Below are 24,605 nucleotides of genomic sequence, written 5' to 3' on the forward strand. Positions count from 1 at the left end.
TTTTCATGTTTATATTAGTAACAGGTACAATCTTCAATCTTGAAAATAACTCCTAGGCTATGTTGCCAATGCTTCGTTAAATAATCTTCAAACGAATGCTTATAAGTGGTTTCCCAACTCAAACCAATAGTTTCAGTAAACCAGTATTTCAAACCTGCACTCACATTGATGGTTGCTGCTCCAACCAAATCATCGGTTCCATTGGCTGGTGAAAGCATATTATATTCCCCTTCCTGAATCCAGGTATATCCTAATCCAGCTCCAACGAAAGGTTCTACTTTTTCAGATTCAAACAAGTTGTTAATATTTGTATTAATCATGGCATCGAATCCTAAATAAGTAAGTTTATCCACTTCCGCTTTTGGATCATTAGGAAATTCTCCCCACTTATTTAATTTATTAAAAGACGCTCTAACACTAACAAAAACATCATCATTTATGTATCTGGCTACTTTAACAGTTGGTAAGCCAATATTCCAATGATCATTCACATTAAAAAACTCATCAAAAAAAGGACCTTGAGGCGCATCCTCTCCTACCGAATATACATTTACGGCATTAATTCCTGCTTCAAAAACCCATGGACTTCCACCATAACTCTGGGCAAATGCAAACAATCCGAATACCATAGAACATAAACTCAAAAAAAAACTTCTCATACTTTTCAGTTAAATATTAATAAATTTAGGGCTGGCCGAAATTAGCAATTTTGGAATATGTTAAACGCCTTTGTACAAATTCATATTGCTTTTAACGCGATATATTCGACAAATGGCACCAATAAGCAATCCCGACCTATTATTTACGAGATGCTTAAAGAAAAAGATGTCGTTATCAAAAAAATTCAATATCACCTTGAATAAAAACTCATCCAAATCTGTTATTTTCACAACATCATTGGGACTTCGATTTTATACAAATCACCTTATGAGTTGTTACCTTGAAACTACTCACAATGTTTACGAAGAAGCTGCACTAACGCCCAATGTTGGTTTGTGTTGCGCTACAAATCCCATTTTGGAATTACCTGGATAAAAATCCCGAAAATCATGCAAGAGATGAATTATGGCTGCGGAAGTACAGTTCATGCTCGAGATTTAACCAACAGCGCGACAACCGAAAAGAAAATAGCCGGCACACACATAATGAATTCTTTTATTATATGTTGTTTGGTGACTTTCGGAATACTCAGCTAAAAAAGCTATTTAATGTCCTCATAATGTCTTATTTTTACGTTTAGTTAGTGGCTATGGATAAATATATAGAAATAATACAAAAATCTTACACCGGTTACTGGAATTACCTAAAGCACGAATTAATTACCATTAACCATTGGGACAATTATTTCTATGGTCTCATTTTTATTTCGTTAGCGGTTTGGCTTTTAGAAATTATTTTCCCGTGGCGAAAACAACAATCCATATTTAGAAAAGACTTTTGGTTGGATACCTTTTATATGTTTTTCAACTTTTTTCTTCTGAATTTAATCGTACTCATTGCTTTATCGAATACAGCGGCTCAGTTTTTTAACGATATCTTATCTATTTTTGGATTAAGCATTTCCAGCTTCCAACTTTTCGATGTCGACGCCCTACCAAAAGTATTAGGCTTATTTGTATTTTTTATAGTTGGTGATTTTATTCAATGGAACACTCATAGACTACTGCATCATGTGCCACTCCTTTGGAATTTTCACAAAGTGCATCATTCTGTAAAAGAAATGGGATTTGCAGCACATTTACGCTACCACTGGATGGAACCGGTGGTGTACAAATCGTTACTATATATCCCTATGGCTATTATTGGCGGTTTTGATGCTCAGGATGTAGCCATCATTCACTTTTTTAACATTACTATTGGTCATTTAAATCATGCTAATTTAGGCTGGAATTACGGTCCGTTAAAATACATTTTAAACAATCCTAAAATGCACATCTGGCACCACGTTAAAGACTTGCCCAAACAAGCTAAATTTGGAATAAATTATGGCATTACCCTAAGCATTTGGGATTACTTGTTCAATACTGCTCATATCCCTTATAACGGGAGAGATATAGAACTAGGGTTTGAAGGTGATGAAGCGTTTCCGAAAGATTTTATAAGTCAGGAATTATACCCTTTAAATAAAAAATAATCACCTGATTGTTACATTATAACAGGTGAATCGCCTATTTTTATGGTAAAGCAAAATACTATGAAACTCACCTACACCTTCTTTTTTTGCATTATATGGCTCCATATTTCTGTATCTGCCCAAGAAACTATAAAAGCCACAATCTTAGATTCTATAACCCAAAACCCCATTCCCTTTGCTACCATTTCTACCGCTAAAAATTTTGGAGTTATCAGTAATGAATATGGTGAATTTCAAATTAATCTGAATACTACAGAAGACATCGATTTAATTATTCAGTGTTTGGGTTATGAGAGTAAAAATCTTCCAGTTAAAAAGTTTAAAGACAGTATCGTTTTACTACGTCCAAAATCCATTGAATTAGATGAAGTTCTCGTTTCAAACAAACATTATACCCCGGAAGAAATCATAGACAAAGTTAAAGACAACCTCTTGCAAAACTACAGTACCGAGTTTACCAAAAGCACACTCTTCTCAAGAACATCGTTCAACACCAAAATGCAAAAACAAGAGATTGACATTAAAAAAAGTAGTATTCCCGAACTCAATCAGACATTCATCGACAGCGTGATTCAGTCGCTTCCTAAAAACAACGATTACCATACCGAACTTCTAGGAGACCTTTACACTAACAATTACAGCCAATCGGAAAAACTTAATGTTATTAAAGCATCGAAATTATACAACAAAGACACCGAAATCAACTTAAAAGGCTTTCAAAACAAACTAAAAGACATTGCTCAAAAACACATAAAGCGTGATTCGTATTTAAAAATTAAATCGGGTTGGTTTGGTACTAAAGAAAGTATTGATTCATCGTTTTTTGATACCGAGAATAACAAACAAACGAAATCCTTAATCGACGAACAGGAAGCCGATGAAAACTCAAGAAAAGAACTCTTTTTAATGAGTAACAAACAAGTGATATCCAACTTGATTAACGAAAGTTTTGTCTCAGAAAAAAGCGACCTCAACTTTATTCATAAATCTAATAAATATGAATATCAACTTTTGGATTATGCATTTTTAAATGATGATTTTGTGTATAAAATTAGCTTTACTCCGAAGCGGGGTGCAGATTACCAAGGCGTACTTTATATAAATACCGATGATTTTGCAGTGGTTCGTGTCGATTACAGAAATGTAAAAGATTTAAGAAATTTTAGTTTACTCGGATTCTCATTCAAAGAATACAAACATGAAGGCACCTTAATTTATGGTAAAAATGAAGACAAAAGCTATTCGCTTCGTTTCGCCGAAAATACACAAGGTCATAATATCGGTATTGAAAGACCTTTAAAAATTGTTGAAAAAAACAAAAATACTCGAGGTCGAAGAAAACAAAACGAATTGGTTTCCGATATTCATTTTATACTTTCTAGTTCATCAAAACAAGTGCTCGTTGTTTTTGAAAACCATACGATTTCTGAAAATGAATACAACAGTTTCAAGGAAAACCCGAAAGTAACTCCGACTTATTTACCTGCTTACGATCCAGATTTCTGGGCTGGCTACAACATTATTGAACCGAATCAAGCTATTAAAGATTTTAAAATTATGGAATAGTTAATTTCTATTTCTACCTTTTTCGTCGGGATACAAATCTTTAACAATATCACTTTGCACATAGGCTTTAGTATCGACATTCATTCCTGTAATGCATCCGAAAAAAGCAGCGCCGGTATCAATATTCCAAACATTAGCCGCATGCATAGGTTCAAATGAATTGAAATTAATGGTTGGCGTGTGGCCGATAAAAATTTCATTATAATGCTTTAATCGATTTGGGTACTTTGGGGAATCGTTATTGAGCGACTTATCTAACCCCAAGGCCATTTCCCATAAAGTTCGATCTGTTGAAAAACTACTAGCCATTGCTTCCTTACCTACCCCATGCATTGAAGTAAATCCGGCATGAATAAACAGCCTGTTTTCATCATCAATATAATACCAAGGCATGTCGTTAAAAAAAGCATGATGTGCTAACTTTTCCTCTTTAGAAAACCCTGCATAACTCTCCATAGTTTCCTTACCACCATGTATGTACCAGGTAGGGTTCACATAATCAGACTTTAACCAGTCTTCACACCAGACATCGTGATTTCCTTTTATAAAAACACAGTTTATTTTTTCAGATAGGTCCATTAGAAAGGCAATAACTTGTGCCGACTCACTCCATCCGTCCACATAATCGCCCATAAAAATTAAAGTATCTTCGTCTTTAACCTCCAACTTATTTAAAACCTGAATTAAAGCCTTAAAACCGCCGTGAATATCTCCAATGGCATATGTACTCATACTTGCTTTTTTCCACAAAACTAAAAGATTAGCTCAAAACAAAAGAAGCTTCAACGTTATTATAAGTTAAAATTGAAGATTTACCGAATACATAAAAGGAGAACTAAAAAATTAATAACGAGTATACCAATCTTTAACTAAAACCTCAACGGGTTTATTCTGCGGCGTAAACATGAAATTCTCCTCTCCCCCCGAACTATCATGTTTATGGTGCCATTTCCAAAGAAAACCTCCAGCAAACCAGTCCTCATTCCAAAAAGTTTCAAACAAAGCCTGAGTTGTATTTAACTGTGCTTCTAGATTTACGGCATTCATTCGTCTGTCAGATTCCCATGGCTGCTTTCCGGCATAATCGACACTGCGATAACCAAACTCGGTAAACAAAACAGGTTTCTTTAAGTTATCTGAAAATATTTTTAACTGAGGCTTATAACTTTCCCAACCTTGTTTACAACTTTCAACGGATGGTGTTTTTAAATTGCTCACTGGAAAATAAGCATCAATTCCAATAAAATCCAGCTGATTCCAAAATGGGGTGCGGTTATATTCATTCCAATTAGCTGCATAGGTTAATTTACCGGAGTATACTTTTCTAATGCTACTAATCAGTTCTGACCAAAATTCCGGCCGATGGTCAATAAACGTTTCAAGCTCGGTACCAATACAAAATAATTCCGTCTGAGTTTCTTCAGCCACTTTGGCAAAATCTAAGATAAAACTAGAATAGGTTTCCTCTAATTCTGTCCATGCGACTTCTGTATTCATTTTTATTTTCCCTGTAAATTCACCACGACTCACCCATATCTGAGGTTTAATCATTACCCGAATATTCTGGGTTTTAAAAGCCTTAACATACTGTTGTACGCCTTCTTTAGTTTCACCAAACCATTGTCTATTTGAATTGTATGTAATCCGAGGATGCTCTAAATTACGTATAAACCCAAAAGGCATTATTGCAACATAATTTGCCTGAAGATTAATAACCGGGGTAACGTGCGCATTATTTATGGAATCTCTGGAAGCAACAAAACTAACGCCGTTAATTTTGTTGTTTGCCACAGAAGCTATATCGCAACTACTCAGCAAAACCATTAAACCAATAATTATAAAACGTTTCATACCTGAAAAATAATGCTATATTTAATTATCTAACATCTTAATTAAACCTTTTTTTTTGAAAGGTAGCCAAACTTTAAAGGACAAATTGAAAAAACTATGAACGAATTAAAAACCAAAAACCAAGAACCTAATATTTTTAAATGGGCCTTTAAATTTGCGGCATCAGCAGGTATTGCAGGTATTTTATGCTGCGTTGCACCTGCGGTTTTATTTATGTTTGGTTTAATGGGAGGTATTTACGCCATATCGTTTGCCGATTTTTTTTATGCTGAAGATGGCTCCGTTGGGTTGGGATCTTGGATTTTACGTGGCATCGCAGTAATCATAGGTGTTTATGGTATTTTTATGTATCGTAAAAAACAAAACCAATGTTCTATAGACCCAAAACGTAAAAGAAACAATCTTATTTTGGTTACTGTAATTATTATAGTTTTAGGTATTGGTATTTTTCTTTCTTTAGAAAAATGGTCGTCTTGGTATTTTGACAAGCATATTGTTCCTGCCCAACAAGAAGAATACCTTCAGAAGCGCCAAAAAAAATTAAACCTAAATTATATTTCTCCCCCAAATGACAATAATTAATGTTATTATTCCTGCTTACAACGAGGAAGATTCTATTGCCAAAGTTATTAAGGACATTCCAGATATAGTTGATGAAATTATAGTTATTAACAACAACTCCACCGATCAAACTGAGGTAAATGCAAAACATGCCGGAGCCACCGTATTAACCGAAACCAATAAAGGTTACGGCTATGCATGCTTAAAAGGCATGCAATACATTGAAAATAAGATTGAAAAACCAAATATTATTGTATTTTTGGATGGAGACTATAGCGATTACCCAGAAGAATTAACCAAACTAGTGCAGCCTATTATCGAAAATAATATAGACTTTGTTATTGGTTCTAGAGTAAAAAATTTACGTGAACCCGGGTCCATGACTGGACCACAAATTTTTGGCAATTGGCTGGCCACAAACTTGATGACCTTATTCTTTTCTGCAAAATATACCGATCTGGGACCTTTTCGTGCCATTAAATACGATAAATTACTGAATTTAAACATGATAGACAAGACCTATGGGTGGACCATAGAAATGCAATTAAAGGCATTAAAACACAAATTATCATACACAGAAATACCCGTAAATTATCGAAATAGAATTGGTGTCTCAAAAGTTTCAGGAACCATAAAAGGTAGTATATTTGCGGGCATTAAAATCTTAGGTTGGATTTTTAAATATAGTATTAAGAAATGATTTTAGAAACAACAGTTATCATTATTTATAGCATTGCACTATTGCTTATTTTCATGTATGCTTTAGCGCAACTAAACCTTCTTTTCAATTACCTGTCATCCAAGAGATGTAAGGATACTTGTGAAACATTCGATTTATCGAATCCTGATGAAGTCCCTTTCGTCACGATCCAATTGCCAGTGTATAACGAAATGTACGTTATGGATCGTTTATTAGATAACATTGCTAAAATCGACTATCCAACAGACAAACTTGAAATTCAGGTTCTTGACGATTCAACCGACGAAACTATAGAAACTACGCGTAAGCACGTAGAAAAACTACAAGCTACAGGTTTAGATATTCAACATATTACCAGAACCAACAGAACCGGTTTTAAGGCAGGCGCTTTAAAAGAAGGACTAACCATTGCTAAAGGTGAGTTTGTTGCCATATTTGATTCTGACTTTTTACCAGAAACCGACTGGCTACAGCGTACTATTCCGTTTTTTAAAGACGAAAACATTGGTGTGGTTCAAACCCGTTGGGGACACTTGAACCGCAACTACTCACTACTTACAAAAATTCAGGCCTTTGCTTTAGATGCACACTTTACTTTAGAACAAGTTGGAAGAAACTCAAAAGGTCATTTTATCAACTTTAACGGTACTGCCGGAATCTGGCGTAAAACCTGTATTCTTGACGCAGGAAACTGGGAAGGAGACACCTTAACTGAAGATTTAGATTTAAGCTACCGGGCCCAATTAAAAAACTGGAAATTTAAATATTTAGAGGACGTAAAAACACCTGCCGAATTACCCGTTGTAATTAGCGCAGCACGTTCGCAACAATTTAGATGGAATAAAGGTGGTGCCGAAAACTTTAGAAAAATGCTTTGGCGCGTATTGAAGAGTGAAAACATATCTGCAAAAACAAAGCTTCACGGGTTATTGCACCTTTTAAACAGCACCATGTTCTTAAACGTATTAATCGTTGGTATTTTAAGTATTCCAATGTTATACATTAAAAATGAGTACACTCACTTAAAACCATACTTTTATGTCATGAGTTTCTTTGTGATTAGTACCATCATTTTCTTTGTGTGTTATTGGTTTATGTATAAAAACACCTACGGAGGTGGCATCAAGAATTTCATCAGATATATAGGTATGTTCTTTGTGTTCTTCTCAATCGCTATGGGCTTCTCATTACACAACTCGATTGCGGTATTAGAAGGCCATTGGGGTAAGAAAAGTGAATTTGTTCGTACCCCTAAATTCAATATTAATACATTAAAAGACAGCTGGAAGAAAAACAAATACCTTAAAAAAACGGTTTCTATCCATGTAATTTTTGAAGGATTACTGATGTTATATTTTGGGTTTGGGATGTATAGCGCCTTTATCGTAGGAAATCAAGGAGGAGACTTTGGGCTTTTCCCATTCCACTTGATGTTATTCGTTGGGTTTGGCTATGTATTTATTAAATCGCTAACCTCTAAAGTATAAGTTTCATAGAACGTCTACATAAAACAACAAAAAGGCTCGCTTATTTAGCGAGCCTTTTTTGTTTCTGTTAGGATGATTTCATTCAATTAATCTTCATCCATTTCCATAATTAAATTAGCGATTAGTGCAGTCCATCCGGTTTGGTGCGATGCTCCTAACCCTTTTCCATTATCACCATCAAAAAACTCATAGAATAAATGTTCATTTTTAAAATGTTCTTCTTTGGAAAACATATGATTCTCATCATCGGAGTGGTATTGATATTTTCCGTCTTTATTACGCTCAAAAAGTTTCACCAATCGTTTTGTTAACTCATTCGAAATCTGCTTCAAATTGAGTTTATTTCCTGATCCTGTTGGATATTCATAAGTATAAGCATCGCCGTAATAACTGTAATATTTTCGAAGGGATCTGATAATAATATAATTTAAAGGCATCCAAATCGGACCTCTCCAATTCGAGTTTCCGCCAAACATATTGGTTCTACTTTCACCAGATTCATATTGTATTTGATGACGCCCATGATGCTCAAAAACAAACGGGTGTTTTTCATGATATTTAGATAGTGAACGAATACCGTAGTCTGACAAGAACTCATCTTCATCCAACATACGTTTTAATAAATGTTCTAACCTAAAACCACGCATAATAGAAAATAAATGATAGCCATCGTCATTTATTTTTTCAATATTAGAAATTAACGATGCTAAATCTGGGCGAGTTCTTACAATTTCAGCTGCACGTATTTTAAATTCTTTTAATTCTTCAAATAAATCTTTATGAATAATCTCCACAGCAAACAAAGGAATAATACCCACCAACGAACGTACTTTTAAACGCTCTGTTGCTCCCGATTCCATTTCAACAACATCGTAGTAGAAATTATCTTCATCATCCCAAAGCGATATGTCTTTTTGACCAATATGATGCATCGCCCATGCAATGTTTAAAAAGTGCCTGAAAAACTTAGCAGCGACCTCCTCATAAATCTTGTTGGTTTTAGCCAGTTCCAAAGACATACGCAGCATATTAATCGTGAATAGTGCCATCCAACTCGTGGCATCAGCTTGCTGCATTCTGGTGATTCCCGGAGGCATATGGTTTCGATCGAAAACACCAATGTTATCTAAACCTAAAAATCCACCCTCAAATAAATCAATACCATTTTTATCTTTTTGATTGACCCACCAGGTAAAATTAATAAGTAACTTCTGAAATACCTTTTCTAAAAACGCTGTATCTCCAACACCTGTATATTCCTTATCTTTTTCATAAACACTCCATACAGCCCACGAATGCACCGGAGGGTTTACATCACTAAAATTCCATTCGTAAGCCGGAATTTGTCCGTTAGGATGCATATAACTTTCCTGAAGCACTAGTAACAATTGTTCTTTAGCAAAATACGGGTCGACCTCAACAAAAGATACCATATGAAAGGCCAAATCCCAGGCTGCATACCAAGGGTATTCCCATTTGTCAGGCATAGAAATTACATGCCTGTTGGTTAGATGTTGCCAGCTGTAATTTCGAAGATTTACGCGATCTGGTTTTGCTTCTCCAGGTCCTCCAAACAGCCATTTAAACACATCATAATAATAAAACTGCTTCGTCCATAATAACCCAGAAAAAGCTGCTTTCGCCACTTTTTTATGAGATTCCGGCACATTGTTTTCTATGGTTTCATTATAAAACTCTTCACATTCTTGTTGTCTTTGATTAAAAACGGCATCAAAATCAACAAAAGGTGATTCTATTTTATTTTTACTTAATCGCACTTTTACACTTCTTTCTTCTCCTGGCTTAAGTTTAAACTGATGCCAAATTGCTAGTTTAGAACCCGTTTTATCAGGGTTAACCGAAGCTTTGCCTTCTATAACATGATTATTGATACCGTCTTTTACATAAGGCACATCGTTAGGCACATTATAAATGCGTTTATTATTTGTTTCATTTTCACAAAACAATTGCTCTCCTCCTTCATGATAAAAATAGTAACGCCCATTACGAATACTTCTTGCCACGACAGCTTCCTCCTGAGATGTTGACAACCTCATACTAGGGCGTTCAAACCTATTATTATGCTTCCAGAAATTGCGGTACCACAGATGAGGCAAAACATGAATATCGGCTGCCTTTTTCCCGCGGTTAACAACAGTAACTTTTAATAAAATATCGCCTACGTCGGCTTTAGCATATTCAATATAACAATCGAAATAAGCATTATTTTTAAAGCAGCCCGTATCTAGGAGTTCATATTCCGGTTCTTCACGACTTCTCCGATTTCGGTTTACCAAATCGCTATATGGAAACTCATTATGAGGATATTTATAAAGATATTTGCAGTAAGAATGTGTAGGTGTTGATACTTGGTGAAAATAAAGTTCTTTAACATCTTCACCGTGATTACCCTGATTATTGGTTAGACCAAACAGACGTTCTTTTAAGATGGCATCTTTACCATTCCAAAAAGCCGGTGCTAAGCATAAAATCTCTCGAGAATCACAAAATCCGCCAATACCTTCCTCTCCCCATCGAAATGCATTACTGCGTGCTTTATCGTGATCTATAAATTCCCAGGATTCTCCATACAAACTATAATCTTCACGGACAGTTCCCCATTGCCTCTCGGCTAAATAAGGCCCCCAATTTTTCCAATGTCTATAAGCGTCTGCTACTTCCAATCGCTTTGCTTCAGGCCCTTTTTGCTTCATATCAATCTTTTCTTTTTGTTAGCGTTCATGTTACTGAAAGTCAACTAACGGCATTTATAGTCTTACATAAATTTAGGTTTTTTATTCCAAAAAATAATTTTCAACAAAAGAATTAGCTAATTGACTTTATTAAGGCTGTTCTTTTAAAATGTCCTTAAAAAAAGTCCTCAAAAAATTAAGGAAGTCAAAAACTTTTAGACTCGTAATACATTGTAAATGATGTTATATTTGAAATATGTTTAGCAACTTACAAATTGAAAACAATAAGAAAGCCCTAATTCTATTAGCAACAGCTTCTTCTGTTTTATATTTTATATTCGCCTACGACTTAGTTCGCACTGACTACCCTAAGTTACTTTTATTGTATAGCACACTATTTTTATTGTTTTATTCACTTGTTAATTATAACAAAACAAACATTAAGTTGTTAACGGGTTTAGCCTTTGGTTTCCGTGCACTATTTATTTTTGCCATACCGAATCTATCTCAAGATTTCTATCGATTTATATGGGATGGCAGACTATTGCTTGAAGGTTACAACCCTTATTTATTTAATGTTGCATCCTTTATAAACAACAATGAATTCCCGGTAGCACAAGCCGAAGAATTATTTAAAGGCATGGGTAAGCTAAACGCTAGTCACTTTACCAATTACCCTCCACTAAATCAGTTGTGTTTTTTAATTGCAGCACTATTTGCCAAAACCAATATCTTGGGTTCGGTGGTTGTAATGCGTTTAATAATTATTGCGGCAGATTTTGGGACCTTCTACTACGGAAAGCAACTTTTAAAGGTTATTAACAAGCCTGTTCATAACATATTTTGGTATTTACTCAACCCGTTTATTATTATTGAATTAACAGGTAATATTCATTTTGAAGGTGTCATGATTTTCTTTTTAATTTGGAGTTTATATTTACTTTACAAAGGTCACTGGATCCTGTCTGCTGTTACTTTAGGCTTATCGGTTTCTACAAAACTTATTCCTTTAATGTTTTTACCATTATTGTTTCAATTGTTTATGAACAGAGAGACTTCAAAAACTAAAGGTATTCTAAAATTAACACGATATTATAGTATCGTTGGGTTGGTAATTATCATTAGTTTTCTTCCGTTTACATCTTCCGAATTTATTAACAACTATACTCAAACTGTTGGTTTGTGGTTCCAACGATTTGAATTCAATGCAAGTTTATATTACATAGCAAGGGCTATAGGATATACTTTTAGAGGATATAATGAAATTGCCATTATTGGAAAATATATTCCTGTTTTAGTTATTCTATTTGTCTTAATTGTAACCTTTTTTAGAAATAACAAATCCATACCGCTGCTTATTTCTTCAATGCTTTTCGTACTTAGCTTTTATTATTTTGCTGCCACAACGGTGCATCCATGGTACATTGCCACACTTTTAATTTTATCGGTGTTTACAACATACAAATTCCCATTGATATGGAGCTTTGTTATTATTTTAAGTTATTTAGCCTACTCAAATACTGCGGATCAGGAAAACCTTTGGATAATTGCCTCAGAATACCTTATTGTCTATTCGGCGTTTACATGGGAAGTTATTTTAAAGAAACCTTTGGGTATAAAAAAGTCTGCCATTATTTAAAATAGCAGACTCTTATCTTTCTTTTATAAGGTAGAAGATTTTAAATTTATTGGATTGGTTTTAAACTTTCCACTCTATAAATTACAGCATCATCATCTTCATAATCCTCAACAAACGTTATTCTAAACTCTTGATCGATATAACTTTTGTCGTTCTTTAAATCGTATTGTTTTAACACTCTTGGATGAACTTCTTCGAAAACCAATTCCTCTCCATTTTCAAACCAAAAAGTAAAATACCCTTTTTTGTAAGACTTAAAAACAGCTGTTCTCATTACACATACAATTATTTAGTCGTTATCGTCATCTTCATCGTCGGTATCAGCAACATCATTTGCTGAATCCTCGTCTTCATCAGTATCTTCATCACCGTCTTCAACTTTTACGCTTTCGAAATCTACTTCGGTATCGTTATCATCACTATCATCGTCACCAAAGTCTTCCATTGCTTGTACAAGACGCTTACCAACTTTTACTAAGTAAATAGTATCATCGGTACGTACCTCCACCGCCTCAATAATTTCATTTTGAGCATTTCTAAATGAAATCACATCGGAGTCATCATATCCATCAGGAAATTTGTCTACCAGAAGATTTAAGATATCCTGATTCAACTTTTTGTAATCTACAATTTTACGTAACATTTTAATTTTTTGGGTTGGTTATATTATTGATCTAATAAATATGCAAAAATTAACGGCGCAACAATAGTTGCATCACTTTCTATAATAAACTTAGGCGTATCGATATCTAATTTACCCCAAGTAATCTTTTCGTTTGGTACTGCTCCCGAGTAAGAACCATAACTGGTTGTTGAGTCGCTAATCTGGCAGAAATAACTCCAGAATGGTGTATCCGTGCGTTCCATATCCTGATATAACATTGGCACAACACAGATTGGAAAATCCCCAGCGATACCACCACCTATTTGGAAAAATCCGATACCGTTTTCTGAATTATCGGTATACCAGTCTGCTAAAAAGGTCATGTATTCAATACCAGATTTCATGGTACTTGCTTTAAGCTCGCCTTTTAACACATAACTTGCAAAAATGTTCCCCATTGTACTATCTTCCCATCCTGGGCATACAATAGGTAAATTCTTTTCGGCTGCTGCATACATCCAAGAATCTTTTAAATCGATCTCGTAATATTCCTCTAACACACCTGATAATAACATTTTATACATGTACTCATGTGGCAGATAACGCTCACCTTTATCGTCGGCATCTTTCCAGATTTCAAAAATATGCTTTTGTAAACGACGGAATGCTTCCTCCTCAGGAATACAAGTATCGGTAACACGGTTTAATCCTTGCTCTAATAAATCCCACTCTTCCTTTGGAGTTAAATCTCTATAGTTAGGCACACGCTTATAGTGCGAATGCGCTACTAAATTCATGATATCCTCTTCCAGGTTTGCTCCTGTACAAGAGATGATCTGTACTTTATCCTGACGAATCATTTCAGCAAAACTTTTACCTAATTCCGCTGTACTCATAGCTCCTGCTAACGACACTAACATTTTAGCTCCTGAAGCCAATTGTGCTTCATAGCCCTTTGCTGCATCGACTAATGCCGCTGCATTAAAATGCAAATAATGCTTTTCTATAAATTGTGAAATTGGTCCTTTGGTACTCATTTTCTTTATGCTTTAATATGTTTTTACGCTGAAGCATTTCTTATTTTCAATCACTTCTTCACGTATAAATTTATAACTTAACCTTTTATAATACAATGCTGCTTTAAACAATTCTGAAATTTGTATTCATTCTAAAACATTATTTACCCAACAAACACACATTCCTTTTGTTCTCGAATTTTAGTTATCGTAACCTAAAATCTTAAGCAGATCTTCGCTTTTTTGTTGTTCACTAAATAGTGATGTTGTAATGTTTCCTTCTTCATCTCTATCGATTAGAATATGTTTAGGCGACGGAATTAAACAGTGTTGCAACCCACCAAATCCTCCAATGGTTTCCTGATACGCACCGGTATTAAAGAACCCTAGATAAAGCGGTTTTTCTTTATTATACTTTGGTAAGTAAATCGCATTCATATGCTGTTCACTGTTGTAATAATCGTCACTATCACAGGTTAAACCTCCTAACAACACACGTTCGTAGCTATCGTTCCAGCGGTTAATTGGTAACAAGATAAAACGCTTGTTAATCGCCCAGGTATCTGGAAGCGTTGTAATGAATGATGAATTGATCATGTTCCACTTCTCACGGTCGTTTTGTTGTTTTTGGTATAGCACTTCGTATATAGCTCCACCACTTTCACCAACTGTAAAGCTTCCAAATTCAGTAAAAATATGTGGCACCGGAACTTCCTCCTCCTCACAAGCTAATTTAATTTGATTGATGATTTCATCAACCATATACTCATAATCGAATTCAAAAGCCAACGAGTTTTTAATTGGAAAACCGCCTCCAATATTTAAGCTATCTAAAGTCGGACAAATCTTTTTAAGACTCGTATATACCTTTAAACATTTGTGCAGCTCATTCCAGTAATACGCATTATCACGAATACCGGTATTGATAAAAAAGTGTAACATTTTAAGGTTTACTTTTTTATTACCCTGAATCTGATTTTTATAAAAAGGAACAATATTTTTATAACCAATACCTAATCTAGAGGTATAAAACTCGAACTTAGGCTCTTCCTCTGATGCAATTCGAATTCCTACATTAAATTTACCTTCTATTTCCTGAGACAGTAAATCTAACTCCTCGTAATTATCAATAATTGGAATAGCGTTTTTATGTCCGTTATTAATAAGTCTGGCAATATTTGTTACGTATTGTGAACGTTTAAATCCGTTGCTGATTACAAAAGTATCATCGGTAATTTTACCTTCTTTTTTAAGATTTTCAACAATATCAATATCGAAAGCCGACGAGGTTTCTATATGAATATCATTCTTTAATGCTTCGTTTAAAACGTGCTTAAAGTGCGAGCTTTTTGTACAATAACAATAATGGTATTTCCCTTTATACTTATTGTTTTTTAAAGCCTTATTAAACCAACCTTTTGCCTTATTTATATTATTAGAAATTTGAGGCAAATACGTGAATTTTAAAGGTGCTCCATACTCCTCTACCAAGGCCATTAAATCAATATCATGAAACTGTAAGTGTTTATCTTCCAGTTTAAACTCTTCTTGTGGAAAATCGAATGTTTGATTAATTAAATCGATGTATTTGGTATTCATTATTTTATTTTAAATATTTTAAAAATGAGAATTATAATATAATTCAATATTAAGTCAATATCAAATAAAATATATCAAACCTGTAGTTGAGGATGAGTCGTAGGAATAAAGCCAAACAAATGTTGACTTAAAAAGATGTAATACGCGGAAGCTAGCTCTAAAATTCGGTTACTTAATCTATAAGCTGCTCTTGAAAATGACTTCCTATTGTTCAAAAGCCCGAACATAAAAACAGATTTCAATTGTTCAGCTAATTAGGTTACAAATGAAATACAAAAAAATGAATTTCAAACTCTTTTGAATATTTTTTTTGAATATTTTTTTAACCAATAAACACAGGGCATTCCAATGAAATCAGCCACTCAGCAACCTTTATATTTTTAAATATCACCGTTAAAAACCGTCAATTTTAAACAAAAAAAGACCAGCAAATAACAATTTACTGGTCTTAACATTCTTTATTATTGATTTACAAAACCTTACAGCATTTGTAAACCATTAAGTTCCTGCTCGGTTAAGTGTTTCCAGTGACCTCTTGGAATATCCTTTTTTGTTAAATGTGCGATAGCCACACAATCTAAACTTACAATATCGTAGTTTAAGTGTTCAAAAATTGTTCGGATAATAGTGTTTCCGGTATTCTTAATTTTTAAACCTATCTCTTTTTTAGAAGCGCCGTCAATGTAACTAATCTCTTCTACTGTAATTAGTTTATCATCTATTTTAAATCCGGCTTCAATCTTCTTTAAATCTTCCAGCTTTAAGTTTTTACTTAACTCAATGTGAAATAAACGCGGCACCCCATTTTTTGAATTGGTAAACTTATTAACAATAGCTTCATCGTTTGTAAATAAGATAAGACCTTTAGAATTTCTTCCTAAACGACCAATCGGTTTAATTCTAGAACTGGTTGCATTGGCAACCAAATCCATTACAGTTCTTCCTTTTCCTTCACTTGTGGTCGTTGCAAAACCTTTTGGTTTATTTAATAACACATAGGCTTTTTTCTCAGGATTAATACGCGAACCATCGTAACGTACTTCGTCTCCAGGCTTCACTTTATATCCCATTTCGGTTACCACTTTTCCATTTACGGTTACCAACCCAGTAGCGATATGCACATCGGCCTCTCGTCGAGAACACATTCCTGAGTTTGCAACGTATTTATTTAAGCGAATTTCATCTGAATTCGATTTTTGCTGATTTGAGCTTGTTTTTTTCACAGGCGCATTTCCTCTGGCAAAGCTTTTGGTATTAGAATTTCCGGCACCTCTGCTAGAATTTCTATTGGACCCTGTTTGCTGCTTTCTTCCTGAAGGTTTCCCTTTTCTATTTGTCCCTTGATGTCTGCTCATTCGTTATAATTTTTGTGCAAAGATAATCTATAATTCGTTCCTTAACGAATTAATGTAATTTTATTCAAAACCAGTGAAATATCAATAAGAGGAATACTAAAAACCCCTGCCAGAATAATGAACTTTATTATATTATGAAGTATAAGATACTGCAATTTACTGTTTGATTTCCACAATAGAAACTGAAAAATGATTAATAAAAAGATACTCGCGTAAAAAAAGTAACTCATCTTCCCCACATGAAATTTATTAATAAGTAAATATGCCGGAATCACGGTTAACACTCCCAAAATAGTAAGCATTAGTTTTGAAGCTTTCTCGCCATAAACAATAGGAATGGTTTTATAATCCTGAGCCATATCTCCTTTTATATTTTCCAGATCCTTTGTGAGTTCTCGCATGGAAATCATTAAAAATAAAAACATGGCATGAACAAAAATTACAGGCTCAAAATTCTTGTAATAAATAAAGATGATAAAAAACGGGGTAATAGTGAGGATTGCCGAAGTTAAATTACCTATAAACGGCAACTTCTTAAGCTTATGCGAATAAAACCAAATACCGAAAATATACACAGAGAAAAACAATACAGCCCTAAACGATACATAACTTGCCAGAATAACTGCTAAGAAATTAAGAACAAAATACAATGAAAGTTTCGTATTCTGACTTACCAATCGATCCAGCATCGATTTTTGCGGCCTGTTAATTAAATCCTTCTCCGAATCGTAAAAATTATTGATAATATAACCACCAGCTATCGTCATCGCACTTGCCATAACCAGCATAAATAAATTTAAATCAAACACCACCGATTTCACCGGCAAATGATTTCCTAAGATATAAATACTCGCTAAATACTGGGCAATAACAATAATAAGAATATTGTAGCCACGAACTACAGAAAACATACTAAAAAACTTAATTAGAATATGTTTCTGTCTTCGGTTAAGCATAGAATTATAAATGTTTATAAGATTCTGAATAACGTTTCAGAATGACAGAAGTTTTAGAAGTTATAAACCACTTCCAGTTTATAATCAGACAATGCTGATTTAGCTTTTTCTATATCTTCAGTAAACCCTAAAATATAGCCTCCGCCACCAGAACCACACAGTTTAAGATAATAATCGTTAGTCTCTAGTCCTTTTTTCCAAAGCTCGTGAAATTGTTTTGGAATCATTGGTTTAAAATGACTTAAAACTACTTTAGATAATTGTTTTGTATTTTGGAATAACGATTTCACATCACCCTTTAAGAAATCGTCAACACAGGCATCGGTATGCTTTATAAACTGATCTTTAAGCATACTACGGAACCCTTCCTGTTTCATATTTTCCATAAAAATGCTAATCATTGGTGCGGTTTCACCAACAATACCACTATCTAATAAAAATACAGCACCTTTTCCGTCTGGTTTTTGAGAAGGAATTCCAGTCGCTTCAATATTATCTTTAGAATTTATAAGAATTGGAATGCTTAAATAGCTGTTTAACGGATCTAACCCTGATGATTTACCGTGAAAAAACGACTCCATTTCAGAAAAAATCGATTTTAACTGTAATAATTTTTCACGCGTTAAATTTTCTAAAACCGTAATTTTATCCTGCGCATAATTATAGTAAATCGCAGCCACTAAAGCACCGCTACTTCCAACACCATAACCTTGCGGAATAGAAGAATCGAAGTACATGCCTTCTTCAACATCTTTTTTTAAAGCAGCGATATCGAAAGTTACCAACTCCGGATTTATGTTTTCTAAATAATCCGCAAATCGTTTTAAGCTAGCATTAGATTGTATCGCCTCTTCGGTAGGGTTCTCTGAAACTTTTAGAGCCCCATTATAAAAATTATAAGGAATTGATAAGCCTTTAGAATCTTTGATGATACCGTACTCACCAAACAATAAAATTTTCGAGTAAAAAAGAGGTCCTTTCATAAGTTACATTCAATTAGCTACACGCTTAAAACCAATATTTTAGACAAAGATAAGAATATTATTGTACTTGTTGCGCACCAAAACCTATCTGGTCGCAAATATATTGCTCGTTTTGACAATAAACAACTAACTCGTTCTTTATAAATTCTAAGATTTTTTCTGATTCATTTTTCGGATATAATACATGTACATTAGCTCCGGCATCTAAAGTAAATCCAATGTGTAATCCTGTTTCTTTTCTAAAAGCCCAAATTTTATTGATAATTTCCAAAGTGTTTGGTTTCATTAAAATAAAATACGGCATACTAGTCATCATCATAGCGTGTAGCGTTAGAGCTTCACTTTCTATTACACTGATAAATTCGTCCAGATTTCCAGATTCTAAAATAGGTTTTAATTTTTCTAAATTATCGTGCGCCTGAGCAAATCGGTTTTGGGCATACGGATGATTAAACATTAAATTATGACCAACTGTGCTACTCACCTGCTTTTCGCCTTTATCAACCAAGAGAATACTATCCTGATACTCCTTAAAATTATCATGAACCGCATACGGATATTTCACACCGAATAAGTCACTGCTTCCTTCAACAACTTCGTTTTCGCCCCAAACTATCAAATCGCCTTCAATACTTCTACAAGCACTTCCTGAACCTAATCGCGCTAAAAATGATGCTTTTCGATTGAAATATTCTTCTGAAATTTCGTTAGAACTCAACTGCTTTTCAACACTCATTAAACACAAGGCCATGGCACTCATCCCGCTTGCGGAAGAAGCGATACCCGAACTATGTGGAAAGGTGTTTCGTGTTTCAACTACAAATTTATAATCCTTTAAAAAGGGAACATACGCTTCAACACGCTTGAAAAAGGTTTCGATTTTTGGTTTAAAACCGTCCTTTTTTTCACCATCTAAATACACTTCAAAATCAAAATCAGACGTATCCTCTTTTTTTTCAAAAGTTAAGGTCGTAATGGTTTTACAGTTGTTAAGTGTAAAACTGATAGATGGGTTTTCTGGGATTTGATTTTTCTTCTTTCCCCAGTATTTCACTAAGGCAATATTACTTGGCGACTCCCAGGTTACCTTACCTTGTTCAACTGTTTTGATATATGCTTGAGGAATAAATTGTGCTTCGGTCATGTGTTAAGATTCTGCCGACAAAGATAACAACTTTAGCATAGTATTGTAATTTCTTGCTGTCGCAATGATGTTCAATTTGCGCTCGAAAAAATTATTATTGAATTTCGTTTTACCATACCCGTTTAAACTGAAGAAATAAATACAATTTTCGGTAATCGTGAATTGTTCTTCGGAAGTACTTAATTGCTTAATTTGCTTTGCTAATTCAGGTTTTGGTTTATCAAACAACAACATGAAATAGCTTTTCTTGAGAGCTTCATCTGAAAACGGACTTGCTTCGAAAATAGCTTGAAAATCTTCAGGGGTTTTCACTAAAACCGACACGTCGAAACCGAATTTTTTTAATATCGCTTTTGAAATACGTTCAGCTATAGTTATCTCATCTTTTAAATCCGACTGAAAAATCACATTACCACTTTGAATATAGGTTTTAACGTTATTAAACCCTTCTTCAGCCAGTAACTTACGTAAATCTGCCATCGGTATTTTCTTTTGTCCACTAACGTTTATGCCTCGAAGTAATGCGATGTAGGTTTTCATTTTGCTATGGCTTTTGATGCAATATATGCACCTGTCCAGGCATTCTGAAAATTAAATCCGCCAGTTACGGCATCGATATTTAATACTTCTCCTGCGAAAAACAGGTTTTTATGAATTCGGCTTTCAAAAGTTTTAAAGTTAATTTCCTTTAAATCGACACCACCAGCAGTTACAAATTCATCTTTAAAGGTACTTTTACCATCCACATTAAAAACGCCTTTAGTTAACTGACCTGCCAAAACTTCTAATTGTTGTTTGTTTAAATCGGCCCAACGGGTTTGCTCACCCATATTTGAGGCCAAGACCATTTGATGCCATAAGCGTTTTGGCAAATCGAATTGCGTCGATTTAAACACGGTTTTCTTGGCTAAATCCTGTTTCAAGACTTTTAATTCATCCAGACAATCTTCAAATGAAAGCCTTATAAAATTAATTTCTATTTGAAATTTATAATCCAGTTTTGCCAACTCTACCGCACCAAACGCCGAAAGCTTTAAAATAGATGGCGCACTCATACCCCAATGCGTAATTAACAGTGGACCTTCGCTATATAAATTGGTTCCTAAAACCGTAACCTCAACATGCGAAGCCACAACTCCTGGAATATCTTTAATGCGTTTATCGTTAATATTAAAAGTAAATAATGATGGTACCGGTTGTGAAATGGTGTGTCCTAAATTTTCAAGAAGTTTCCAGAATTTCACACTACTTCCTGTAGCTAGCAACAGTTTTTTACAAGAATATGATTCTTCTTTAGTTTTCACCTCAAACCCTTCATCTGTAGGTTGAATATCTAAAACATTCTGACTGTACAATACCTCAACCTGATACTTTTTGGCTTCACTTAAAAAACAATCAATAATTGTTTGCGAAGTATTCGACTCCGGAAACATGCGTCCGTCGTCTTCAATTTTTAAAGGTACACCACGTTTTTCAAACCACTCGATGGTATCACCTGTCATAAACTGATGGAAAGGTCCTAACAGTTCTTTTTCACCTCGTGGATAATTTTTTATTAATTCCTGCGGAATAAACTCGGCGTGGGTGACGTTACAGCGTCCGCCGCCAGAAATCTTAACTTTTTGAAGTCCTTCTTTTGCCTTTTCTAGAATAGTGACTTTTAACTCCGGATTTTGTTCAGCGATATTAATGGCCGCAAAAAAACCTGCTGCTCCACCACCAACTATAATAACATCGTATTGTTTCATCTGTTCATACTTATTACCTTTCAAAGGTCAGATGTAATTCGCTAAAAATAACCTCGATTGGATTCAAAATTTATTATAGCTCATTTCATATTCTATCTGGATAGTCGGAAATGATACCATCTACACCATAACTTTTCATTCTGGCAATGGTTTCTTCATCATTTACCGTCCACGTGTTTACTTTATACCCTTTTTGTTGGGCAAAATTAACGTTCTCGCGAGTTAATAAAGCAAAATTGGGGTGAATTATTTTTGAATTAATGGTTTCAGCAAACTCAATAGCTTCAGCCACATTGGCTTTCGTTAAAACCGCTAACGGAATTTGTTTATTAAGTTTATAAACATCTTCCAATTCGTGATGTTGAAAACTGGACACGATAAAATCGGAATACTTCCAGCCTTTTTCATTTATATAAGTTTCAATAACCTCACAGGTTTTTGCCGCTGTGTGTTTTCCTTTTAATTCGATATTCAGAAAACAGCATTTATCAATCAAATCTAGAACTTCTTCAAGCGTTGGAATTTTATAATGATCGTTAACCTTTAGTTCTTTCAACTCGCTTAACGTTCGTTTACCAATTTCACCTGTTCCGTTGGTCATTCGATCTAAGGTAAAATCATGGAAAACTACCAATTCTCCTGAAGCGCACTCATGCACATCGATTTCAATACCGTCTACATTAAAATCTAATGCTTTTTGTATCGACTCGATGGTATTTTCTGCTACATATGCCAAAGCGCCGCGATGTCCCACTTTTAAACCTTTATAATTCATTATTTCTTTTTAATTGGTCGCATTAAACCTTCCTGAGTTACAGATGCCACAAGCTTACCGTCTCTTGTAAATATATTTCCTCGGGCAAAGCCACGCGCATTTGATGTGTTGGGAGATTCTATGGAATACAGCATCCAGTCATCGAAATCGAAATCTCTAAAATACCACATCGAGTGGTCTAGACTTGCGGTTTGTGTATTTCCGTAGTGCGCCTTACTAGCATGACGGTTCATGGCTGCGGCCAGAATATTATAATCTGAGATATAGGTTAAAATCTGTTGCTTGGTGGCATGATCTAAGGATTGTGCATCCCCATTTAACTTAAACCAAACATGTGTAAACGATGGCAAATCTTCTTTATTAAATGGATTCACCACTTCAACCGGTTTAAACTCTATTGGACGCTCAACCTCTATAAAGCTTTTGGTTCTTGATGGAATAGCATCACCAAACTGATTGAGCATATCGGTCCAACTTAATAATTCTTCAGGCTGTTTAATATCTTTCGGCATCTCAATTTGATGGTTATAGCCTTCTTCTTCTTTGTGAAACGACGCCGATAAAATAAAAATGGTCGTGCCTTCCTGAGCCGCTGTTACACGACGCACCGAAAAACTTCCGCCATCGCGCACAATGCTTACATTATATTCGATGGGTTTTGTTAAATCTCCAGCTTCTAAAAAATAAGCATGCATAGAATGTAAAATTCGGTCTTTAACATCGGTTCTACTCGCCGCATTAATGGCTTGTGCCAAAACCTGACCACCAAACACATGCGGACTACCTATAGTTACACTATTACCAACAAAAGTGGTATCGCCTGTTTTACCTAATTTTATAAGATCTATTAAATGATTAACCGTTGTCATGCCCTAATTTTTCCATTGAATCTATAAATCTAATAAATGAAAATAAGCCAACCATATTTTTTAAATACTTAATTTTGCTCAAAATAATTAATCATGCCCTTAAGAATTCTGTTTACCCTTTCTATCTGTTTATTATTCTTTGCTTGCAGCACAGGAAAACTTTCTGTTGTTGCAGATATACCAAATAATTTAAAGGAAGTTTCCGGTAATGAAATCACCACAAATTCTAATCTAATCTGGGTGATTGAAGACGCTGGAAATCGTAACAATGTTTATGGCTTAAACGACAAAGGTTATATTGTAAAAGATATTGATGTTAAGAATGTAAATAACCTGGATTGGGAAGATTTAACCACCGATAAAGAAGGCAACCTTTACATTGGAGATATTGGAAATAATGATAAAAACCGAAAATGGCTAAGCATTTTAAAAATATCAAATCCAGAAGCCATTGAAGATGAAACTACCGCCGAAGTGATAAAATTCAAACTACCTAAAGGTGAAAAACCTAAAGACTTTGAGGCGATGTTTCTTTTCAATAATTTCTTCTACTTGTTTAGTAAAGAATCTGGTAAAGCCATTTTAATAAAAGTACCCAATATTATAGGAAAACATACCGCTGAAATTCTTACTGAATTTAACCTAAACGGAAAACACAATTACATTACATCAGCTGACATTAGCGAAGATGGCAAAACCGTAGTTTTACTAAACCATGAAAAAGTATGGATATTAACAAACTTCACAGACGACAATTTCTTTGGAGGGAAGCTAACTAAACTACCTTTTGAACACGATTCTCAAAAAGAAGGTGTTTGTTTTGAAGACGACAACAACATTTTAATCACTGATGAAAGCAATGACGATTTAGGTAGTAATATTTATCGTTTTGAGTTGAAGCAAAAAAATTAAAGCTGTCAAAATC

Annotated in this window: 23 protein-coding genes and 1 pseudogene; 8 read left to right on the forward strand and 16 right to left on the reverse strand. The window is 34.4% G+C overall.

Features of this window, described 5'->3' with window-relative positions:
- Positions 1–14: 14 nt before the first annotated feature.
- Positions 15–659 carry an outer membrane beta-barrel protein gene (locus RBH94_RS03140; protein WP_307882320.1) on the reverse strand — a complete coding sequence of 215 codons (645 nt, stop codon included), beginning with the start codon at positions 657–659 and terminating at the stop codon, positions 15–17.
- 268 nt (positions 660–927) lie between these two features.
- Here RBH94_RS03140 and RBH94_RS03145 point away from each other — a divergent pair.
- From RBH94_RS03145 to RBH94_RS03155, 3 genes and pseudogenes are all read left to right on the forward strand, one after another.
- A pseudogene (locus RBH94_RS03145) lies at positions 928–1,109 on the forward strand (SAM-dependent methyltransferase); the annotation flags it as partial.
- 140 nt (positions 1,110–1,249) lie between these two features.
- Positions 1,250–2,134 (forward strand): sterol desaturase family protein, encoded by an 885-nt coding sequence (locus tag RBH94_RS03150; protein WP_307882321.1) that lies wholly within the window; start codon positions 1,250–1,252, stop codon positions 2,132–2,134.
- Positions 2,135–2,194: 60 nt separating this feature from the next.
- Positions 2,195–3,700, forward strand: a complete 1,506-nt coding sequence (locus RBH94_RS03155) for a carboxypeptidase-like regulatory domain-containing protein (RefSeq protein ID WP_307882322.1) — start codon at positions 2,195–2,197, stop codon at positions 3,698–3,700.
- Here RBH94_RS03155 and RBH94_RS03160 read toward each other — a convergent pair whose 3' ends face one another.
- Together RBH94_RS03160 and RBH94_RS03165 are read right to left on the reverse strand one after the other, a co-directional pair.
- Entirely contained in the window at positions 3,701–4,432 is a 732-nt protein-coding gene (locus RBH94_RS03160) for a metallophosphoesterase family protein (RefSeq protein WP_307882323.1), read from the reverse strand. It abuts the gene before it with no gap.
- Between the two features lie 111 nt (positions 4,433–4,543).
- Positions 4,544–5,551, reverse strand: a complete 1,008-nt coding sequence (locus RBH94_RS03165) for a glycoside hydrolase (protein WP_307882324.1) — start codon at positions 5,549–5,551, stop codon at positions 4,544–4,546.
- Between the two features lie 96 nt (positions 5,552–5,647).
- Here RBH94_RS03165 and RBH94_RS03170 point away from each other — a divergent pair, with 96 nt between their 5' ends.
- Genes RBH94_RS03170 through RBH94_RS03180 form a run of 3 tightly spaced genes read left to right on the forward strand, consistent with a single transcriptional unit; the run spans position 5,648 to position 8,299 of the window.
- Complete coding sequence (locus tag RBH94_RS03170) at positions 5,648–6,133, forward strand: hypothetical protein (RefSeq protein WP_307882325.1); 486 nt, start codon at positions 5,648–5,650, stop codon at positions 6,131–6,133.
- A complete protein-coding gene (locus tag RBH94_RS03175) occupies positions 6,120–6,812 on the forward strand; it encodes a glycosyltransferase family 2 protein (protein ID WP_307882326.1) in 693 nt (230 codons plus the stop codon). The genes RBH94_RS03170 and RBH94_RS03175 overlap by 14 nt, the downstream gene beginning before the upstream one ends.
- A complete protein-coding gene (locus tag RBH94_RS03180) occupies positions 6,809–8,299 on the forward strand; it encodes a cellulose synthase family protein (RefSeq protein WP_307882327.1) in 1,491 nt (496 codons plus the stop codon). Before RBH94_RS03175 ends, RBH94_RS03180 begins: the two co-directional genes overlap by 4 nt.
- 86 nt (positions 8,300–8,385) lie before the next feature.
- On the opposite strand, the gene RBH94_RS03185 is transcribed toward RBH94_RS03180, so the two are convergent.
- Positions 8,386–11,013 carry a glucosidase gene (locus tag RBH94_RS03185; RefSeq protein WP_307882328.1) on the reverse strand — a complete coding sequence of 876 codons (2,628 nt, stop codon included), beginning with the start codon at positions 11,011–11,013 and terminating at the stop codon, positions 8,386–8,388.
- Positions 11,014–11,248: 235 nt separating this feature from the next.
- Here RBH94_RS03185 and RBH94_RS03190 point away from each other — a divergent pair, with 235 nt between their 5' ends.
- A complete protein-coding gene (locus RBH94_RS03190; RefSeq protein WP_307882329.1) occupies positions 11,249–12,631 on the forward strand; it encodes a mannosyltransferase in 1,383 nt (460 codons plus the stop codon).
- Positions 12,632–12,677: 46 nt separating this feature from the next.
- Here RBH94_RS03190 and RBH94_RS03195 read toward each other — a convergent pair whose 3' ends face one another.
- The 12 genes from RBH94_RS03195 to RBH94_RS03250 all read right to left on the reverse strand — a co-directional run bounded on the left by RBH94_RS03195 (position 12,678) and on the right by RBH94_RS03250 (position 23,680).
- Positions 12,678–12,905, reverse strand: a complete 228-nt coding sequence (locus RBH94_RS03195; RefSeq protein WP_307882330.1) for a hypothetical protein — start codon at positions 12,903–12,905, stop codon at positions 12,678–12,680.
- 15 nt (positions 12,906–12,920) lie between these two features.
- On the reverse strand, positions 12,921–13,274 hold the full coding sequence (locus tag RBH94_RS03200) for a hypothetical protein (RefSeq protein ID WP_307882331.1): 354 nt from the start codon (positions 13,272–13,274) through the stop codon (positions 12,921–12,923).
- A 23-nt stretch (positions 13,275–13,297) separates the two neighbouring features.
- Positions 13,298–14,272, reverse strand: coding sequence for a deoxyhypusine synthase family protein (locus tag RBH94_RS03205; protein ID WP_188223102.1), 975 nt, complete (start codon positions 14,270–14,272; stop codon positions 13,298–13,300).
- Positions 14,273–14,452: 180 nt separating this feature from the next.
- A complete protein-coding gene (locus tag RBH94_RS03210) occupies positions 14,453–15,850 on the reverse strand; it encodes an arginine decarboxylase (protein ID WP_307882332.1) in 1,398 nt (465 codons plus the stop codon).
- A 479-nt stretch (positions 15,851–16,329) separates the two neighbouring features.
- The gene (locus tag RBH94_RS03215; RefSeq protein WP_188223100.1) at positions 16,330–17,205 is read right to left on the reverse strand and encodes a pseudouridine synthase; all 876 of its coding nucleotides are present in this window, start codon (positions 17,203–17,205) and stop codon (positions 16,330–16,332) included.
- Between the two features lie 41 nt (positions 17,206–17,246).
- Positions 17,247–18,161, reverse strand: a complete 915-nt coding sequence (locus tag RBH94_RS03220; RefSeq protein ID WP_307882333.1) for a geranylgeranylglycerol-phosphate geranylgeranyltransferase — start codon at positions 18,159–18,161, stop codon at positions 17,247–17,249.
- Positions 18,162–18,214: 53 nt separating this feature from the next.
- Positions 18,215–19,144: a mevalonate kinase gene (locus RBH94_RS03225; RefSeq protein ID WP_307882334.1), complete on the reverse strand. Its 930-nt coding sequence runs from the start codon at positions 19,142–19,144 to the stop codon at positions 18,215–18,217.
- Between the two features lie 58 nt (positions 19,145–19,202).
- Positions 19,203–20,288 carry a diphosphomevalonate/mevalonate 3,5-bisphosphate decarboxylase family protein gene (locus tag RBH94_RS03230; RefSeq protein ID WP_307882335.1) on the reverse strand — a complete coding sequence of 362 codons (1,086 nt, stop codon included), beginning with the start codon at positions 20,286–20,288 and terminating at the stop codon, positions 19,203–19,205.
- Positions 20,289–20,291: 3 nt separating this feature from the next.
- A complete protein-coding gene (locus tag RBH94_RS03235; RefSeq protein WP_307882336.1) occupies positions 20,292–20,828 on the reverse strand; it encodes a DUF1697 domain-containing protein in 537 nt (178 codons plus the stop codon).
- Positions 20,825–22,036: an NAD(P)/FAD-dependent oxidoreductase gene (locus tag RBH94_RS03240; RefSeq protein WP_307882337.1), complete on the reverse strand. Its 1,212-nt coding sequence runs from the start codon at positions 22,034–22,036 to the stop codon at positions 20,825–20,827. The genes RBH94_RS03235 and RBH94_RS03240 overlap by 4 nt, the downstream gene beginning before the upstream one ends.
- Positions 22,037–22,121: 85 nt before the next feature.
- Positions 22,122–22,811, reverse strand: coding sequence for a glycerophosphodiester phosphodiesterase family protein (locus RBH94_RS03245; protein WP_307882338.1), 690 nt, complete (start codon positions 22,809–22,811; stop codon positions 22,122–22,124).
- Positions 22,811–23,680, reverse strand: coding sequence for an acyl-CoA thioesterase II (locus RBH94_RS03250; protein ID WP_307882339.1), 870 nt, complete (start codon positions 23,678–23,680; stop codon positions 22,811–22,813). Before RBH94_RS03250 ends, RBH94_RS03245 begins: the two co-directional genes overlap by 1 nt.
- Positions 23,681–23,773: 93 nt before the next feature.
- Here RBH94_RS03250 and RBH94_RS03255 point away from each other — a divergent pair, with 93 nt between their 5' ends.
- Entirely contained in the window at positions 23,774–24,592 is an 819-nt protein-coding gene (locus RBH94_RS03255; RefSeq protein WP_307882340.1) for a hypothetical protein, read from the forward strand.
- Positions 24,593–24,605 lie beyond the last annotated feature (13 nt).

Source organism: Aestuariibaculum sp. YM273 (assembly GCF_030908365.1).
In the GTDB taxonomy this organism is placed as follows: domain Bacteria; phylum Bacteroidota; class Bacteroidia; order Flavobacteriales; family Flavobacteriaceae; genus Aestuariibaculum; species Aestuariibaculum marinum.

Bases quoted from the DNA above. Each gene is read 5' to 3' on its own strand.
- RBH94_RS03220 (WP_307882333.1), bottom strand. From the start codon at position 18,161: ATGCTTAACCGAAGACAGAAACATATTCTAATTAAGTTTTTTAGTATG.
- RBH94_RS03165 (WP_307882324.1), bottom strand. From the start codon at position 5,551: ATGAAACGTTTTATAATTATTGGTTTAATGGTTTTGCTGAGTAGTTGC.
- RBH94_RS03240 (WP_307882337.1), bottom strand. From the start codon at position 22,036: ATGAAACAATACGATGTTATTATAGTTGGTGGTGGAGCAGCAGGTTTT.
- RBH94_RS03170 (WP_307882325.1), top strand. From the start codon at position 5,648: ATGAACGAATTAAAAACCAAAAACCAAGAACCTAATATTTTTAAATGG.
- RBH94_RS03155 (WP_307882322.1), top strand. From the start codon at position 2,195: ATGAAACTCACCTACACCTTCTTTTTTTGCATTATATGGCTCCATATT.
- RBH94_RS03225 (WP_307882334.1), bottom strand. From the start codon at position 19,144: ATGAAAGGACCTCTTTTTTACTCGAAAATTTTATTGTTTGGTGAGTAC.
- RBH94_RS03185 (WP_307882328.1), bottom strand. From the start codon at position 11,013: ATGAAGCAAAAAGGGCCTGAAGCAAAGCGATTGGAAGTAGCAGACGCT.
- RBH94_RS03150 (WP_307882321.1), top strand. From the start codon at position 1,250: ATGGATAAATATATAGAAATAATACAAAAATCTTACACCGGTTACTGG.
- RBH94_RS03210 (WP_307882332.1), bottom strand. From the start codon at position 15,850: ATGAATACCAAATACATCGATTTAATTAATCAAACATTCGATTTTCCA.
- RBH94_RS03140 (WP_307882320.1), bottom strand. From the start codon at position 659: ATGAGAAGTTTTTTTTTGAGTTTATGTTCTATGGTATTCGGATTGTTT.
- RBH94_RS03195 (WP_307882330.1), bottom strand. From the start codon at position 12,905: ATGAGAACAGCTGTTTTTAAGTCTTACAAAAAAGGGTATTTTACTTTT.
- RBH94_RS03180 (WP_307882327.1), top strand. From the start codon at position 6,809: ATGATTTTAGAAACAACAGTTATCATTATTTATAGCATTGCACTATTG.
- RBH94_RS03190 (WP_307882329.1), top strand. From the start codon at position 11,249: ATGTTTAGCAACTTACAAATTGAAAACAATAAGAAAGCCCTAATTCTA.
- RBH94_RS03205 (WP_188223102.1), bottom strand. From the start codon at position 14,272: ATGAGTACCAAAGGACCAATTTCACAATTTATAGAAAAGCATTATTTG.
- RBH94_RS03245 (WP_307882338.1), bottom strand. From the start codon at position 22,811: ATGAATTATAAAGGTTTAAAAGTGGGACATCGCGGCGCTTTGGCATAT.
- RBH94_RS03255 (WP_307882340.1), top strand. From the start codon at position 23,774: ATGCCCTTAAGAATTCTGTTTACCCTTTCTATCTGTTTATTATTCTTT.
- RBH94_RS03250 (WP_307882339.1), bottom strand. From the start codon at position 23,680: ATGACAACGGTTAATCATTTAATAGATCTTATAAAATTAGGTAAAACA.
- RBH94_RS03160 (WP_307882323.1), bottom strand. From the start codon at position 4,432: ATGAGTACATATGCCATTGGAGATATTCACGGCGGTTTTAAGGCTTTA.
- RBH94_RS03175 (WP_307882326.1), top strand. From the start codon at position 6,120: ATGACAATAATTAATGTTATTATTCCTGCTTACAACGAGGAAGATTCT.
- RBH94_RS03215 (WP_188223100.1), bottom strand. From the start codon at position 17,205: ATGAGCAGACATCAAGGGACAAATAGAAAAGGGAAACCTTCAGGAAGA.
- RBH94_RS03230 (WP_307882335.1), bottom strand. From the start codon at position 20,288: ATGACCGAAGCACAATTTATTCCTCAAGCATATATCAAAACAGTTGAA.
- RBH94_RS03235 (WP_307882336.1), bottom strand. From the start codon at position 20,828: ATGAAAACCTACATCGCATTACTTCGAGGCATAAACGTTAGTGGACAA.
- RBH94_RS03200 (WP_307882331.1), bottom strand. From the start codon at position 13,274: ATGTTACGTAAAATTGTAGATTACAAAAAGTTGAATCAGGATATCTTA.